A 14538-nucleotide genomic window follows, 5' to 3' on the forward strand; every position below is an offset into this window, starting at 1 on the left:
AAGAAACTTGCGCCGCGCCGACCACTTTCGCCGATTTCCCGAAACGCAATCCTAAGCTGTTTCCAAATCCTTGGCATTTTTCCTTCGCTGAAACGCGCCAAGGAATCGCAAGGGAAGAGTAAGCATCGATAGATTGGGATGTGCCTTGCGCATCATTTTCCATGCGTAACGGTCTGCCTGCCGTTCCTGATCAGGATCCTGTCCAGATTCGACATGCTGCAGCGCGTGGTGTCCTACCTCATGATAGAGCGTTTTCTCGATCATGAATCTCCGAACTACGTTCCCAATCCTGTGCTCGGACGGGCGTCGCCAGACAATCTCGATGACCGATACCGCCTGGAGGTAGGTACCGGCGAATTCGGGCTCGGGAGGTTCCGGGATTATGTAGATTCGCGAAATGCCAACCAGATCGGCTTCAGGTACATTTGCGAGCCAGCGGCCAACGTGCCGAGAGGCTTCAAAGCGACTGTCGAGCTTGCCATGCTCCAGAACAATGATGCCGCCGACCGAAGACCGCCGCCAGTCGTCCATTGTAAAGCGGACGATGCTGCGGAGCGCAGCTCGCATGAGGGGAGTTATCGGTCTTGCGAGCGAAGCCGACATATATCGTCGGGATGCGTCTTCGTTGATATCGTGCAGAGCAGTAGCGAGGCCCGCCACAAGCGTTGTGATTTCGTGATGAGAAACCTTGCCTAGATCGATCCTTGCAAGTTCGTGCTCGATCGCTGGCAATACTGCATTGCCAAATCCAACAAGATTCTTGTGAGCAACGAGCCTTCGCCGCATGTCATCTTGCATAAGGCTCCGGACGAAAGCCAGAACGGCATTTCCCACACCCGTTTCCCCGCCTTTACCCACAGCTAAACTACCGTGACAAAGAAGGAGAGAGCGAAAATATCATGGTATTGCGACGACTCCGCTGTAGCCTCTGAAGAGACACTGAGCGGCCGGCGCCACATTCCTTCTGGCGACAAGCCGTGTCCGCTCAGCGGGAAGGAACGCGTGTTTCGCCCCTCCATTCCGCCCAGAATAAAAGCTCTTACGCCGCGCCGACCACTTTCGCCGACTTCTCAAAACGCTTGCGCTCGTTCGGATCGAGATAGAGCTTGCGCAGGCGGATGGTCTTCGGCGTCACTTCGACCAGCTCGTCGTCCTGGATCCAGGCCAGCGCGCGTTCCAGCGTCATGCGGATCGGCGGTGTCAGCTTCACCGCCTCGTCCTTGCCGGCGGCGCGGATGTTGGTCAGCTTCTTGCCCTTGAGCACGTTGACTTCGAGGTCGTTGTCCCTGGAATGGATGCCGATGATCATGCCCTGATAGACCTTGACGCCGGGGTCGATGACCATCGGGCCGCGGTCTTCCAGGTTCCACATGGCGTACGCCACCGATTCACCCTGTTCGTTGGAGATCAGCACGCCGTTGGTACGGCCCGGCAGCTCACCCTTGTAAGGTTCATAGGCATGGAACAGCCGGTTCATCACAGCGGTGCCGCGCGTGTCGGTCAACAGTTCCGACTGGTAGCCGATCAATCCGCGCGTCGGTGCGTGAAAGACGATGCGCTGGCGATTGCCGCCCGAAGGGCGAAGCTCGACCATCTCGGCCTTGCGCTCCGACATCTTCTGCACGACGACGCCGGCATGCTCCTCGTCGACGTCGATGACGACTTCCTCGACCGGCTCCAGTAATTCGCCGCTGTCGCCCTTCTGCATGACAACGCGCGGCCGCGACACGGCGATCTCAAAACCTTCGCGGCGCATCGTCTCGATCAGCACGGCCAGCTGCAATTCGCCGCGGCCGGAGACGAAGAACGAATCCTTATCCGGCGATTCCTCGATCTTCAGCGCGACATTGCCTTCGGCCTCGCGCAGCAGGCGGTCGCGGATGACGCGGCTGGTCACCTTGTCGCCTTCGGTGCCGGCCAGCGGCGAATCATTGACCAGGAACGACATCGTCACGGTCGGCGGATCGATCGGCTGCGCATGCAGCGGTTCCGTCACCGACGGGTCGCAGAAGGTGTCGGCGACGGTGCCCTTCGACAGGCCGGCAATAGCGACGATGTCGCCCGCCTGCGCCTCGTCGATGGGCTGGCGCTCGAGCCCGCGGAAAGCGAGGATCTTCGAAATGCGGCCGGTTTCGACCTGGGTGCCGTCATGGTGCAGCACCTTGACAGCCTGGTTGGATTTCAGCGTGCCGGATTCGATACGGCCGGTGATGATGCGGCCGAGGAACGGATTGGCTTCCAGGATGGTGCCGATCATGCGGAACGGGCCGGGATGAACGGTCGGCGCCGGCACGTGCTTGATGACGAGGTCGAACAGCGGCGCCAGAGCCTGGTCCTTCGGACCTTCGGGGTTTTCCGAGACCCAGCCGTCGCGGCCTGAACCATAAAGGATAGGGAAGTCGAGCTGCTCGTCGGTGGCGTCAAGTGCTGCAAAAAGATCGAACACCTCGTTGACCACTTCGACGTGACGGGCATCGGGCCGGTCGATCTTGTTGATGACGACGATCGGCTTCAGTCCAACCTTGAGCGCCTTGCCGACGACGAATTTGGTCTGCGGCATCGGCCCCTCGGCGGCGTCGACCAGCACGATGGCCGAATCCACCATCGACAGAATGCGCTCGACCTCGCCGCCGAAGTCGGCGTGGCCGGGCGTGTCGACGATGTTGATGCGGGTGTCCTTCCAGTCGACCGAGGTCGCCTTGGCCAGGATGGTGATGCCGCGTTCCTTTTCGAGGTCGTTCGAATCCATGGCGCGCTCGGCGACGCGCTGGTTGTCGCGGAACGAGCCGGACTGTTTCAGAAGCTGGTCGACAAGGGTGGTTTTTCCATGGTCGACGTGCGCGATGATCGCGATATTGCGGATTTTCATGTTTCGGTCTCGGGAGCGTTGCAGGCAGCAGGCCAAAAGGCGCTGCCTCTTTCGGTTGGGCGGCTCATACAGGGTTTTTCGCAATTGCGAAAGAGGAGGCGAGCCACCAAATAAAGTCACCAAATCTTAAATGTCTTGGTGTGAAGTGGAATTATTAACCAAGGCGGAACCTTTCATGGTCCGGACAGTTCGAATTTCATGATCGAGATAGGCATCAAACTCCGGCCGATTTTGGCATGTACCGCGCTCGCCGTCCTCCTCGCGGCCGGCGCGGCGCAGTCGGCGGCGTCGTTCAAGGAGACGCGGTCTGCTTTGCCGTCCGACAAGCCGTCGGCGGAGCAGCTTTTTGCCGATGCTCCCGATGGCGTCGATCCGGTGGTGACCGGGCCGGTCAGCGCCGCCTTCAAGCAGCGGCAGCAAAATGCCGGATGCGACAGCGCCGTCTGGCCCAACATTCCCGTCGTCTGCTATCCCGATTGATATACGCCCTACCCTCGGGCTGGCCCGAGGGTAGTGGCGCCGTCGCTCACGCCGACCGCACCGGATCGAGCGTGACCTTGTAGAGTTCGCTGTCGTCGCGATCCATCAGCCGCACCGTCAACTGCTCGGTGGCGCCATCGATTTCGACGAGCCCGAAGAACTGCAGGCCGGCCGAAGGCGCCAGGTTTTGACCCTGTTCGGCAGTTGGTGCCTTTATGAACTTCAGCTCCGGGCCGAATGTCATATCGAAACCATTAGGCCCGAACGTGCCGGAATGGATCGGACCCGAAACGAATTCCCAAAACGGATTGAAGTCCTGGAACTGCGCCTTGTCCGGATTGTAGTAATGCGCGGCTGTGTAATGCACGTCTGCGGTGAGCCAGACAGTGTTGCTGATACCCGCATTCTTTATATAGCGAAGAAGGTCGGCAATTTCCAGCTCACGCCCTTTGGCCGGGCCATTGTCGCCATTGCTGACCGCCTCGGCCCCTACCTTCTTGGTGCCGTCGTTCCAGACGACGAGGCCGAGCGGCATGTCGGCGGCGATGATTTTCCAGGTTGCGTTGGAATTCGCCAGTTCACGCTTCAGCCATTTGATCTGCTGTTCACCGAGGATGCGCGATTGCGGCGTCATCGTCTCCTGCATATCCGGACCGTTGGGGCCGCGGTAGGAACGCATGTCGAGGAAGAACACGTCGAGCAGCGGACCATAGGCGATCTTGCGGTAGACGCGGCCGGGCTCCGACGGCTCGTAACGGATCGTCGTCATTTCGTGGAAGGCGCGCGCCGCACGTGCCGTCAGCACATGGATGGATTTTTCAGTGTAGCGATCGTCGGCGCTCAGGTCCTTCGAGTCCGACCAGTTGTTCAGCACCTCGTGGTCATCCCACTGATAGAAGGTCGGACAGATGGCGCTGAGCGCCAGCACATGCCTGTCCATCATGTTGTATTTCCACTGCGCCCGGTATTCGTCCAGCGTCTCGGCAACCTTGCGCTTCTCGTCGATCAGCACTTTGTTTTTCCACTTGCCGCCGTTGGGCAGGTCGACCTCGTCCTTCATCGCACCATCGGCATAGATCGTATCGCCCGAATGCAGGAAGAAGTCGGGCGTGTGCTTGGCAATGGTGGCGTAGGTCTTCATGCCGGTCTCGTCGATGCCCCAGCCTTGGCCGGCGGTGTCGCCCGACCAAGCAAAGCGAATGTCGCGCTTCGAGGCAGGTGCCGTGCGGAAGCGGCCGACGACCGGCTCGGAAACGGCGTTGATGTCGGCAAGATCGGCCGCGACCATGCGGTAGAAGATGTCCTGGTCGGAGGCGAGATCGGTAAGCAGCCGCTTCACCGTATAATCGCTGGCCGGCGAGGTATCGAGCGGCGCCAGGCGGACGGCATTGGTGAAGCTTTCGGTCGGCGACACCTCGAACATGACGCGCGACGGCCGGTCGGTGCGTGTCCAGACCATGCCGCTGGTGGCGTCGACGTCGCCGGACTGGATGCCATGGGTGAAAGCCGGGCGCTGATTGGCGCGCGAGTAATAGGGAAGCGCCAGGCCCGAGGCGCCGACCAGGCCAACGGCGCTGGCCGACGTGACGAAAGCGCGCCGCGTCATCGAAATCTTGTTCATGGCTGTCTCCTGGATGGCATTGAACGTCGCCGCCAAGCTCCAGCTTCAATGTTTCAGGCACATTTCGAAACGATGAAGGTTTCGTAACAGTGAACAGGCTGGCGAATCTCCCTCCTCGAGGGGGAGATGTCGCCGAAGGCGACAGAGGGGGTCGTCTCGCGCGGAGCGCCGGCCTCCTGCATCGGCGATAAGGGGCCGAGCCCAGTCGGACCGACCCCCTCTGGCCGCTTCGCGGCCATCTCCCCCTCAAGGGGGGAGATTAGCACGGCCGATCGCGCCCTACGCCGCTTGCGGTTCCGGGTCGAACGCCGGGCGGCTGGTGTTGATCAGCAGCGAGATGCAGGCGGCGGCTATTGCCGTCATACCGGCGATCAGGAAGGCAAGCTCGTAATTGCCTTGCAGCTCGCGCATGGTGCCGCCGAAGAAGGCCGCTGTCGCGGCGCCAACCTGATGGCCTGCGACGATCCAGCCGAAGACGATCGGCCCGCTGCGGTCGCCGAACGCCTCGTTGGAAAGCCTGAGCGTCGGCGGCACCGTGGCGATCCAGTCCAGTCCGTAAAACACGGCGAAGATGATCAGGCTGGTCGCCGAGAAGCCGGAATAGGGCAAATAGATCAGCGACAGGCCGCGAATACCGTAATAGACGCCGAGCAGCTTGCGCGGGTCGAAACGGTCGGTGAGCCAGCCCGACAGCGTCGTGCCGATAAGATCGAAGATGCCCATCATCGAGAGCAGGCCTGCAGCCTGCACTTCGCCAATGCCCATATCGCCGCAAAAGGCGATCAGGTGAGTGCCGACCAACCCGTTGGTGGTGAAGCCGCAGACGAAGAAAGTGGCGAACAGATACCAAAAGACGCGCGTGCCGGCGGCGCGGCGCAGCGTGCTCATCGTATGCGCGAGGAAATTGCCTTGCGCGGCAGGTGGTGACGGCGGCACGTCGTCGAGCTCGGCGCCATAGCGCACCATGCCGATGGAGGCCGGCCGCTCCGGCACCAGCAGCCAGACCAGCGGCAGCAGGCAGGCGGTGGCAACCGAGACCGCGATGACAATCGGCCTCCAGCCGCCCGACTGGGCGAGCGAGGCGAGCAGCGGCAGGAAGACCAGCAGCCCGGTGGCACTGGACGCCGACATCAGTCCCATCACCAGGCCGCGATTGGTCTTGAACCAGCGGTTGACGATGGTCGCGCCGAGCACGGTGGCGACGGCGCCCGAGCTGACGCCGGAAAACACGCCCCAGGTGAGGAGCAGATGCCACGGTTTGGTCATCAACAGGCTGAGCGCGGTCGATCCCGACATCAACAGCAGCGCGGCAAGCAAGGTGCGGCGCAGCCCGATCCGCTCCATCAGCGCCGCGGCAAACGGCCCGGTCAGGCCGTAGAGGAAGATGCCGGTGGCCGCCGCCAGCGACACCACGTCGCGCCGCCAGCCGAAACTGTTCTCCAGCGGCAGCATCATGACTGCCGGCGCCGAACGCAGGCCCGCTGCGATCAGCAGGCAGAGGAAGATGACGGCGACCACGACGAAAGCGTAGCGCTGGCCAAACGGGCGGGATTGAGCTATCATGTTACTGACCGGTACGTTGCAGGAGCGCGAAACATACGTACCGACCGGTAACATTGTCAACCAGCTAACCGGCAGACCAGGCATGAAAAGCATTGAACCAACGATCAAGGCGAATGACGCACCGCCGCCTCGCGCCGCCGAACGGATTCTCCAGGTCGCGCGCGACCTGTTCTACCGGCAAGGCATCAGGGCGATCGGCGTCGACGAGATCGTGCGGCGTGCCGGCGTCACCAAGCCCAGCCTCTACCGCAGCTTTCCGTCCAAGGACGAGCTGGCCGCATCCTACCTCCGGCACTATGACCTCGAATTCTGGGAGCGTTTCGACGAGGCGGTGGATGCCCATCCCGGCGATCCGCGCGCGCAGATCGTCGCTTTCCTGACGCGTGTCGGCAAGCGCACGCAAAAGCCCGACTATCGCGGCTGCGGCATGACCAATGCCGCGGTCGAATATCCCGAACCTGGCCATCCGGCCCGCGTCGTGAGCGAGGCCAACAAGCAGGAATTGCGCCGCCGCTTGCGCGCCATGGCGGCGGCGATGGGCGCCGGCGACGCCGACACGCTGGGCGACGGGCTGCTGCTGCTGATCGAGGGCGCCTATATTAGCGGCCAGCTGTTCGGTGCCGGCGGGCCGGCGCAGTCGGTGGCCCGCAACGCCGATCTTCTGATAGAGGCAAGCTTGAAGAAATAGTGTTCCGTTTACCAGACCACTGTGCGCAGCCTGACTTCCTCTAGGCTGCTGCTAAATTTGACGGTACGCTGCGCCCCCCGAACTGAGTTGTTCCGCCATGCGCGCTCTCCTGATCCCGCTTGCCCTCGCCGGTTTCTGCCAGGCGGCCCGGGCCGGCGACATATCCAGCGTCTATACCGATCTCGATTGGGAGAAGGACTGCGTCACCTATGCCCAAGCGGAAGAAGGCGACGGGGACTGGGCCGATCTCGCCTGTTCGGGCTATCGCGGCTACCCTGTGCTGGTTTCCTACGACGACGCGCGGGAATCGCTGTTCTACGGCTTTCCACCTGGCGACATGACCACGGTCTGGGAAAGCTTTTCCGGTATCAATTCGGCTGGACCCAAGGTCGAGTGGCGGATCGAAACCAACGGCAAAACTGCCATTCCCTTCGCCGTCATTCATCGTCGCTCGATCAGCGATACCGAGGGCGAGAACAAGTCGACGGAAGTGCTGATCGTCGCCAAGGTTGCCCAGCCTGACGCCCACGAAGGCTGCGCGATCGGCCTTGTGCTCGCCACCGGCAATCCCGCCGCCAACGATCAGGCGCGCAAGCTTGCCGACGAGAAGGCACGCACCTTCGCCTGCGGCAAGGACAAGCGTGAGGTGCTTGGCGACGCGCCCGCTTTCGGCCGCGTCGACAACTGATTATTTGCGCCCGACAATTACTTGCGCCTGGCCCGCTCGATTGCCTCGACGATCATCTTCTTGGCATAAGCCGCATCGTACCAGCCTTCGATCTTGACCCATTTGCCGGGTTCGAGATCCTTGTAGTGCTCGAAAAAGTGCTGCACTTGCTGGCGGGTGATGTCGGGCAATTGCGTGTATTCGTGGACGTCCTCATAACGCAAGGTCAGCTTGGGTGAAGGCACCGCGATCACCTTCTCGTCCTGGCCCGCATTGTCCTCCATCACCAGCACGCCGATCGGCCGTACATTGATGACGCAGCCTGGCACCAGCGCGCGCGTGTTGCAGACCAATACGTCGATCGGGTCGCCGTCGCCCGATAGCGTGTGTGGTACGAAACCGTAATTGCCGGGATAGCGCATCGACGTGTGCAGAAAGCGGTCGACGAACAGCGTGCCGGCTTCCTTGTCCATCTCGTACTTGATCGGCTCGCCGCCGATCGGCACCTCGATTATGACGTTGACGTCCTCGGGCGGGTTCTTTCCGCTGGCAATCGCTTCGATACGCATCGCTTTATCCCTCTCTCGATTGCAGATCGATAGCGGGCGACGGCGAATGGTGCAATGCGGCGAATGGTACGGGGAGATCGTCCGAACCGAAAACCGGCCGGATCATGCGCTGGCCGTCATTCCCAGACGAAAGCGACCTTCTTCAGCGCCTTCTGCTCGAATATCTCGACGCCTTCGGCAACATCGCGGCCGCCGGCGCCGGCATAGAAGGCAAGTGCGTTCTGATTGTCTTCCAGCGCCCAGACCACCATGCCTTTCAGGCCATGGTCGGCCAGCCGTGCCCGCGCGGCCGAGAACAGCCGGCTGCCGAGCCCGATGCCTTGATATTCCGGCCGCAGGTAAAGTTCGTAGATCTCGCCCTGCTGCCTGAGTTCGCGGGCGCGGTTCTTGCCGATCGTCGCATAGCCGGCAATTTTGCCGCCGATTTCGACGACCAGGACGGTGGCAGCGCGGCGAATGGCATTCGCCCACCAGTCGGCGCCGCGGCGGTTGATCATCGATGTCAGCGTGCGGTGCGGGATGATGCCCGAATAGGCGCCGCGCCAGGCCTCGAGATGCACGTCGGCGATGGCGGCTGCATCGCGCGGTTCGGCTTTCCTGATGTCGATGCTCAGCGTATTCATGATTGGTTAACCATAAACCCGCTGCGCCCGATTGCAAGAGTCCGGTCAACCGCCGCGATGCTTTCACACAGCCGGACGGTGCGTCCTTGAGACGCTGCGAAACCGCCTTTGGCGAGATCAAATCTCGACCAGATGGTCGTCCAGTTCGTTGCTGTCGCCGGTCGAGACCGGAAAATGCTCGGCCAGTACCGCACCGACTGCTTGGATCGCCTTGACGAACCCCTCGGCAAGCCGATCGTCGCCGGCATGCGCCGTAAGGTCGCGGACGACACCGTCCCAGACATGCTGGCCGACACAAGAATCGATCCCGCTGTCGGCGACCACCTCGGCGTAGCGCTCGGCAATCGAGACGAACACCAGCACGCCAGTGCGCGCCGTGGTGCGGTGGACGTTGCGGGCGAGGAACTGCTTCATCGCATTGGCGTGGGCGGCCTGGTAGCGCAGCCGCCTCGGCACCAAATGGATGCGCAATGCCGGCAATGCCCACAACAGGATGAGCACACTGGCAAGCGCCAGAAGCTCGGCGATGACGAAATGCGGCAAGCGGATCGACAGCCACCAGGCTTCCAGCCCATAACCGACGGCGAGGCTGACGACGAGCATGCCGAGCATCGCCATGAAAGCGGCCGGAAAGAAATAGCCGTCGCTGGCATGCGCCACGACGCAGTAGATCTCGCCGTCGGTCTTTGATTCGGCAGCGCGGATCGCATCGGCGATGCGCTCATGATCCTCGGGGCTGATCGGTCGTGTTGCCATGATTGATGTCTCACCAGCTTCCTGAAGAACCGCCGCCGCCGGACGAACCGCCGCCGCCTGAAAACCCGCCGCCGGAACTTCCGGACGACCAACTGCTGCCGGAACTTCCAGACGACCAGCCACTGCCGGACGAGGTCCCCGACGTCCAGCCACCGCCACCGGAGGATGACGAAGCTGGCCCACGGCCGTAGCGAAACGTCATGCCCAGCCACTTGTACACGCCCGGCGACAGTTTCGTGCCGAAGATCGGCGGCAGGAACGCCATTGCCAAGCCGCCGAAGAACATCGTCGCCCACAGGACAATGAACAGCATGAAGATGGGATCGACAGGATTGTCATTCGCCGGATTGCGCTTGCCGCGCGCCTCCAGTTCTTCGGGATTGCCTTCCAGCACCATGATCATGTCGTCGACGGCCTTGCTGATGCCGCCGGAGAAATCGCCGGCACGGAAGGCCGGCACCATGTCGTTTTCGATGATCAGCTTGGTGTGCAGGTCGGTCAGCGTGCCTTCCAGCCCATAGCCGACCTCGATGCGCATCTTGCGGTCGTTCGGCGCCACCAGAAGCAGGACGCCGTTGTTCTCCTTCGCCTGGCCGAGTTTCCAGGCGCGGAACAGCCGGTTGGCGTAAGGCTCGATCTCCTCGCCGTCGAGGCTGGGGATGGTCGCGACGACGATCTGGTCGGACCCTTTCGTCTCGAACTCGGCAAGCTTCTGCGTCAGCGCCGCCTCGGTCGCGGCATCGATGATGCCGGCATTGTCGACGACCCGTCCGGTCAGCGCCGGCAGTGCGGCGGCGAAGGCCGCGAAGCCGACCAGCAGCACCGCCATGGCCAACAGCGCGGTGCCGATCATTTTGATGAAACGGCCGGATTCCACCGGGCTGATGGCGTGTCTTGTCATCTCGTCACCAACTTCCCGAGGAGCCGCCGCCGCCGGACGAACCGCCGCCGCCGGAAAACCCGCCACCGCTTGAACCCGACGACCATCCCCCGCCGGAACCTCCCGACCAGCCGCCGGACGACCGCCGGTTTGGCTCGAAGGTCATGCCCAGCCAGCGATAGCGGCCGGGACCGATCTTCTGGCCGAAGATCGGCGGCAGGATGGAGGCTGCGAGGCCGCCGAAAAAGATGATTGCCCAGATGGCTATGAAGATCGTGAAGAACAGATCGTCGCTGTTGAACGGCGGCTGCTGGTTGCGTTCGCCGCGCGCCTCCAGTTCTTCGGGATTGCCTTCCAGCACCATGATCATGTCGTCGACGGCCTTGCTGATGCCGCCGGAGAAATCGCCGGCGCGGAAGGCCGGCACCATGTCGTTTTCGATGATCAGCTTGGTGTGCAGGTCGGTCAGCGTGCCTTCCAGCCCATAGCCGACCTCGATGCGCATCTTGCGGTCGTTCGGCGCCACCAGAAGCAGGACGCCGTTGTTCTCCTTCGCCTGGCCCAGTTTCCAGGCGCGGAACAGCCGGTTGGCGTAAGGCTCGATCTCCTCGCCGTCGAGGCTGGGGATGGTCGCGACGACGATCTGGTCGGACCCTTTGGTCTCGAACTCGGCAAGCTTCTGCGTCAGCGCCGCCTCGGTCGCGGCATCGATAATGCCGGCATTGTCGACGACCCGTCCGGTGAGGGTTGGCAGTGCGGCGGCGAAGGCGGTGAGAGGGAGGAGGAGAAGGCTTTGGAAGACGAGCAGGAAGGCCAGGCTGGCGTTCTGTCGCGCCCCCCTCTGTCCTGCCGGACATCTCCCCCTCAAGGGGGGAGATCGGCTGTCACGGCTGTTTTCGCCAATCTCCAACGTTGCAGGATGGGCGGTGAGGCCAAAGCTGCCAATCTCCCCCCTTGAGGGGGAGATGCCCGGTAGGGCAGAGGGGGGCGCTACGGAGTGCAAGGCCAATAGGGACCACGCTCACCGGCTGTTCTTCACCCGCCTTGCGTGGTGTTGGTGCCGAAATCGACCTTCGGCGGCTGCATCTTATCCTCCTCGATCGTGAAATTCGCAAACGGCTGGTTGCCGCGGAACCACAAGGTCGCCCAGATCACCGACGGGAAGGTCCTCAGCGTCAGATTGTACTCTCTCACTGCCTGGATATAGTCGCGGCGGGCGACCGTGATCCGGTTCTCGGTGCCTTCGAGTTGTGCTTGCAGCGCCAGAAAGTTCTGGTTGGCCTTGAGATCGGGATAGTTCTCCACCACCGCCAGCAGGCGCGACAGCGCGCTGGTCAGGCCGGCCTGGCTGTCCTGGAATTTCTTGAAGGCTTCCGGATTGTTCAGCGTTTCCGGCGTCACGGTCACCTGCGTCGCCTTGGCGCGCGCTTCGACCACGGCATCGAGCGTGTCCTTCTCGTGCGCGGCGTAGCCCTTGACCGTGTTGACCAGATTGGGGATGAGATCGGCGCGGCGCTGGTATTGATTCAACACCTCGCTCCATGCGGCCTTGGCGTTTTCCTCAGCCGTCGGAATGGTGTTGTAGCCGCAGCCGGCAAGCAGCGGCAGCATGACGGCCATGACCAGGAACGCAGCTAGATTACGAAAGATTGGCGGCGAAGAAAGGCGCTGGGCAAGCATGATAAGTCCCCTCGATAGCATTGGCAGGCGAAGCATTAGCACAATCCTTGCGTAAGAAAATGACTTCGGCCGAGAAGTGTTACTGGTTTCTGCCATTCGCCGTCGGGCCCTGTGACAGACGAGGCGAACGGGTTAAGCTCGGCATAAAACGGGACATCACCATGGCGAAACGCCACGACAGCGACGCGGAATCGCGCCGCATCATCGAACGGGTGGCGCGCGAGACCGACCCGGGGGGCACCCCGTTCCTTGCACGAACCACTAAAGGCGCGCGCGACTACGTCACCGCGGCCGATGCCGACCGGTCGGACCCGATCGAATATTGGGGCACCCGCATCGGTCGGGCAGCGGGCTTGCTTATTGCCATCGGCCTGTTGATCTGGCTCGTGCTTTTCGTCACCAGGGGCAGTTAGGAAAATCAATGAGTGCCGAAAAAACCGAGGCGCCGCGCGCGGTCATCGTCGTCTCCAGCCATGTCGCCCGTGGCTCGGTCGGCAACCGTGCCGCTGTCTTTGCGCTGGAGACGCTCGGCTTTCCGGTTTGGGCGGTACCGACCGTCATCCTGCCCTGGCATCCGGGCCATGGCCGGGCCACCCGCATCGTGCCGCCGCTGGACCAGTTCAAGGCGCTGATGGCCGACCTTGAGCGCGCGCCGTGGCTGGGCGAGGTCGGCGCCGTGCTGTCCGGCTATCTCGGCGAGGCTGGCCAGGCCGAAGCCGTCGCTTCGCTGGTCGGCGCAGTGAAGGCGAAGACGCCGGACGCCCTCTATATCTGCGATCCGGTGATGGGCGATTCGGGCGGGCTCTACGTACCTGAGCCGACCGCAATCGCCATGCGCGACCGGCTGATGCCGATCGCCGATATCGCCACGCCCAACCGCTACGAGCTGGAATGGATGGCCGGAGCGCCGCTGCCCGACTTGAAATCGGCAATGGCTGCGGCCCTGCAGGCCGGCCCACCGGCCATGCTGGTCACATCGGCGCCGGCGATGATGGCCGGCGGCACCGGCAATTTACTGCTCGCCGGCAGAGAGGCACTGCTTGCCGAACACCGGCTCATCGACAAGCCGCCGAATGGGCTCGGCGACCTGACGGCGGCCGTCTACCTGGCGCGGATCCTGTCCGGCCAGCCGGCCGCCAAGGCGCTGCAATCGACCACGGCGGCGGTCTACGAGATCCTGGCGCGGACCGCCAAGCGCGGCGGCGACGAGTTGCAGCTCGAGACCGATGCCCAGAGCCTGTCGCACCCGATGGCGATGGTGCAGCTTCGCCATCTCCTGCATCCGGAACGGGACCGCCGGGCGTGACGCAGGCCGAAGACGCCGTGCCCCAGGATGGTGCGCCCAAGGATGTTGCGCCCGACGATGTTATGCCCTGGGGTGTTGTGCTTGTCGGCGTCGACGGTTGCAAGGCCGGCTGGATAGCCGTCCGCCGCGATCCCGGTGCGGCACCGTCGACAGCCGTTTTCCCAAGCTTCGCGGCGTTGCTCGACCGACTGCCCGCCGACTCGTTGGTAGCGGTCGATATGCCAATCGGCCTGCCCGATTTCTCGCAAAGAGGCGGTCGCGGCCCGGAGGCGCTGGTGCGGCCGCTGCTTGGGGCCCGGCAGTCCAGTGTCTTTGCCATCCCCTCCCGCGCCGCGCTCTACGCGGAGATCGAAGCCTTCACCACGGTCGACGCCTGGTACGCCGCACATCGCAAGGCAAGCGAGGTAGCCAAGACGACCTCAGATCCGCCGCGCGGTGTCTCGATCCAGGCCTTCGGCATCTTCGCCAAGATCCGTGAGATCGATTCGCTGCTGATCGCGCGCCCCGAACTACGCAGCCGCGTGTTCGAATCGCATCCGGAAGTTGCCTTCTGCAAACTGAACGGCGACCGGGCGATGCGCCTGCCGAAGAAGATCAGGGGCAACATCAATCCGGCCGGCATGGCCGAACGCAAGGCGCTGCTTGCCCGGCATGGCTATAGCCAGGATTTTCTCGACCAGACGCCGCCGCGCGGCGCGGCCGCCGACGATTTCCTCGATGCCGCGGCGATGATGCTGGTTGCCGGACGCATCGTCAAAGGCGAGGCAATGCCGTTTCCGGATCCGCCGCTCGCCGATCGTTTCGGCATTCCCGTCGCCATCTGGGCCTGAGGACCA

General features: G+C 62.9%; 16 protein-coding genes. 6 read left to right on the forward strand and 10 right to left on the reverse strand.

Annotation, left to right across the window (positions count from 1 at the left end):
- Positions 1 to 51 precede the first annotated feature (51 nt).
- Positions 52 to 798 (reverse strand): M48 family metalloprotease, encoded by a 747-nt coding sequence (locus tag NKI54_RS24885; protein ID WP_023678129.1) that lies wholly within the window; start codon positions 796 to 798, stop codon positions 52 to 54.
- A 241-nt stretch (positions 799 to 1039) separates the two neighbouring features.
- Positions 1040 to 2869, reverse strand: coding sequence for a translational GTPase TypA (typA, locus tag NKI54_RS24890; protein WP_023678130.1), 1830 nt, complete (start codon positions 2867 to 2869; stop codon positions 1040 to 1042).
- A gap of 198 nt (positions 2870 to 3067) precedes the next feature.
- On the opposite strand from typA, the gene NKI54_RS24895 reads away from it, so the two are divergent.
- Positions 3068 to 3349, forward strand: a complete 282-nt coding sequence (locus tag NKI54_RS24895) for a hypothetical protein (protein WP_352451242.1) — start codon at positions 3068 to 3070, stop codon at positions 3347 to 3349.
- A gap of 46 nt (positions 3350 to 3395) precedes the next feature.
- Here the strand turns inward: NKI54_RS24895 and NKI54_RS24900 are convergent, their stop codons facing one another.
- Entirely contained in the window at positions 3396 to 4970 is a 1575-nt protein-coding gene (locus tag NKI54_RS24900; RefSeq protein ID WP_023678132.1) for an alkaline phosphatase D family protein, read from the reverse strand.
- A 279-nt stretch (positions 4971 to 5249) separates the two neighbouring features.
- Positions 5250 to 6533: an MFS transporter gene (locus NKI54_RS24905; RefSeq protein ID WP_352636916.1), complete on the reverse strand. Its 1284-nt coding sequence runs from the start codon at positions 6531 to 6533 to the stop codon at positions 5250 to 5252.
- An 82-nt stretch (positions 6534 to 6615) separates the two neighbouring features.
- On the opposite strand from NKI54_RS24905, the gene NKI54_RS24910 reads away from it, so the two are divergent.
- Positions 6616 to 7221 carry a TetR/AcrR family transcriptional regulator gene (locus tag NKI54_RS24910; RefSeq protein WP_352636917.1) on the forward strand — a complete coding sequence of 202 codons (606 nt, stop codon included), beginning with the start codon at positions 6616 to 6618 and terminating at the stop codon, positions 7219 to 7221.
- 97 nt (positions 7222 to 7318) lie between these two features.
- Positions 7319 to 7909 (forward strand): hypothetical protein, encoded by a 591-nt coding sequence (locus NKI54_RS24915; protein WP_352636918.1) that lies wholly within the window; start codon positions 7319 to 7321, stop codon positions 7907 to 7909.
- 17 nt (positions 7910 to 7926) lie between these two features.
- Here the strand turns inward: NKI54_RS24915 and ppa are convergent, their stop codons facing one another.
- The 6 genes from ppa to NKI54_RS24945 all read right to left on the reverse strand — a co-directional run bounded on the left by ppa (position 7927) and on the right by NKI54_RS24945 (position 12396).
- On the reverse strand, positions 7927 to 8457 hold the full coding sequence (gene ppa / locus NKI54_RS24920; RefSeq protein ID WP_352451245.1) for an inorganic diphosphatase: 531 nt from the start codon (positions 8455 to 8457) through the stop codon (positions 7927 to 7929).
- Between the two features lie 116 nt (positions 8458 to 8573).
- A complete protein-coding gene (locus NKI54_RS24925) occupies positions 8574 to 9080 on the reverse strand; it encodes a GNAT family N-acetyltransferase (RefSeq protein ID WP_023678138.1) in 507 nt (168 codons plus the stop codon).
- Positions 9081 to 9197: 117 nt separating this feature from the next.
- Positions 9198 to 9836, reverse strand: coding sequence for a TPM domain-containing protein (locus NKI54_RS24930; RefSeq protein ID WP_352569496.1), 639 nt, complete (start codon positions 9834 to 9836; stop codon positions 9198 to 9200).
- Positions 9837 to 9846: 10 nt separating this feature from the next.
- Positions 9847 to 10689 (reverse strand): TPM domain-containing protein, encoded by an 843-nt coding sequence (locus NKI54_RS24935; RefSeq protein WP_352636960.1) that lies wholly within the window; start codon positions 10687 to 10689, stop codon positions 9847 to 9849.
- 52 nt (positions 10690 to 10741) lie between these two features.
- Positions 10742 to 11584 (reverse strand): TPM domain-containing protein, encoded by an 843-nt coding sequence (locus NKI54_RS24940; RefSeq protein ID WP_352636919.1) that lies wholly within the window; start codon positions 11582 to 11584, stop codon positions 10742 to 10744.
- Positions 11585 to 11751: 167 nt separating this feature from the next.
- The gene (locus tag NKI54_RS24945) at positions 11752 to 12396 is read right to left on the reverse strand and encodes a LemA family protein (protein ID WP_352470713.1); all 645 of its coding nucleotides are present in this window, start codon (positions 12394 to 12396) and stop codon (positions 11752 to 11754) included.
- A 161-nt stretch (positions 12397 to 12557) separates the two neighbouring features.
- Here NKI54_RS24945 and NKI54_RS24950 point away from each other — a divergent pair, with 161 nt between their 5' ends.
- The 3 genes from NKI54_RS24950 (at position 12558) to NKI54_RS24960 (ending at position 14532) form a co-directional block, all read left to right on the forward strand.
- On the forward strand, positions 12558 to 12809 hold the full coding sequence (locus tag NKI54_RS24950; protein ID WP_352636920.1) for a hypothetical protein: 252 nt from the start codon (positions 12558 to 12560) through the stop codon (positions 12807 to 12809).
- An 8-nt stretch (positions 12810 to 12817) separates the two neighbouring features.
- The gene (pdxY, locus tag NKI54_RS24955) at positions 12818 to 13702 is read left to right on the forward strand and encodes a pyridoxal kinase PdxY (RefSeq protein ID WP_023678143.1); all 885 of its coding nucleotides are present in this window, start codon (positions 12818 to 12820) and stop codon (positions 13700 to 13702) included.
- 62 nt (positions 13703 to 13764) lie between these two features.
- Positions 13765 to 14532 carry a DUF429 domain-containing protein gene (locus NKI54_RS24960; RefSeq protein ID WP_352636961.1) on the forward strand — a complete coding sequence of 256 codons (768 nt, stop codon included), beginning with the start codon at positions 13765 to 13767 and terminating at the stop codon, positions 14530 to 14532.
- Positions 14533 to 14538 lie beyond the last annotated feature (6 nt).

Origin of the sequence: Mesorhizobium sp. M0663 (genome assembly GCF_040320585.1) — a bacterium.
Taxonomy (GTDB): Bacteria; Pseudomonadota; Alphaproteobacteria; order Rhizobiales; family Rhizobiaceae; genus Mesorhizobium.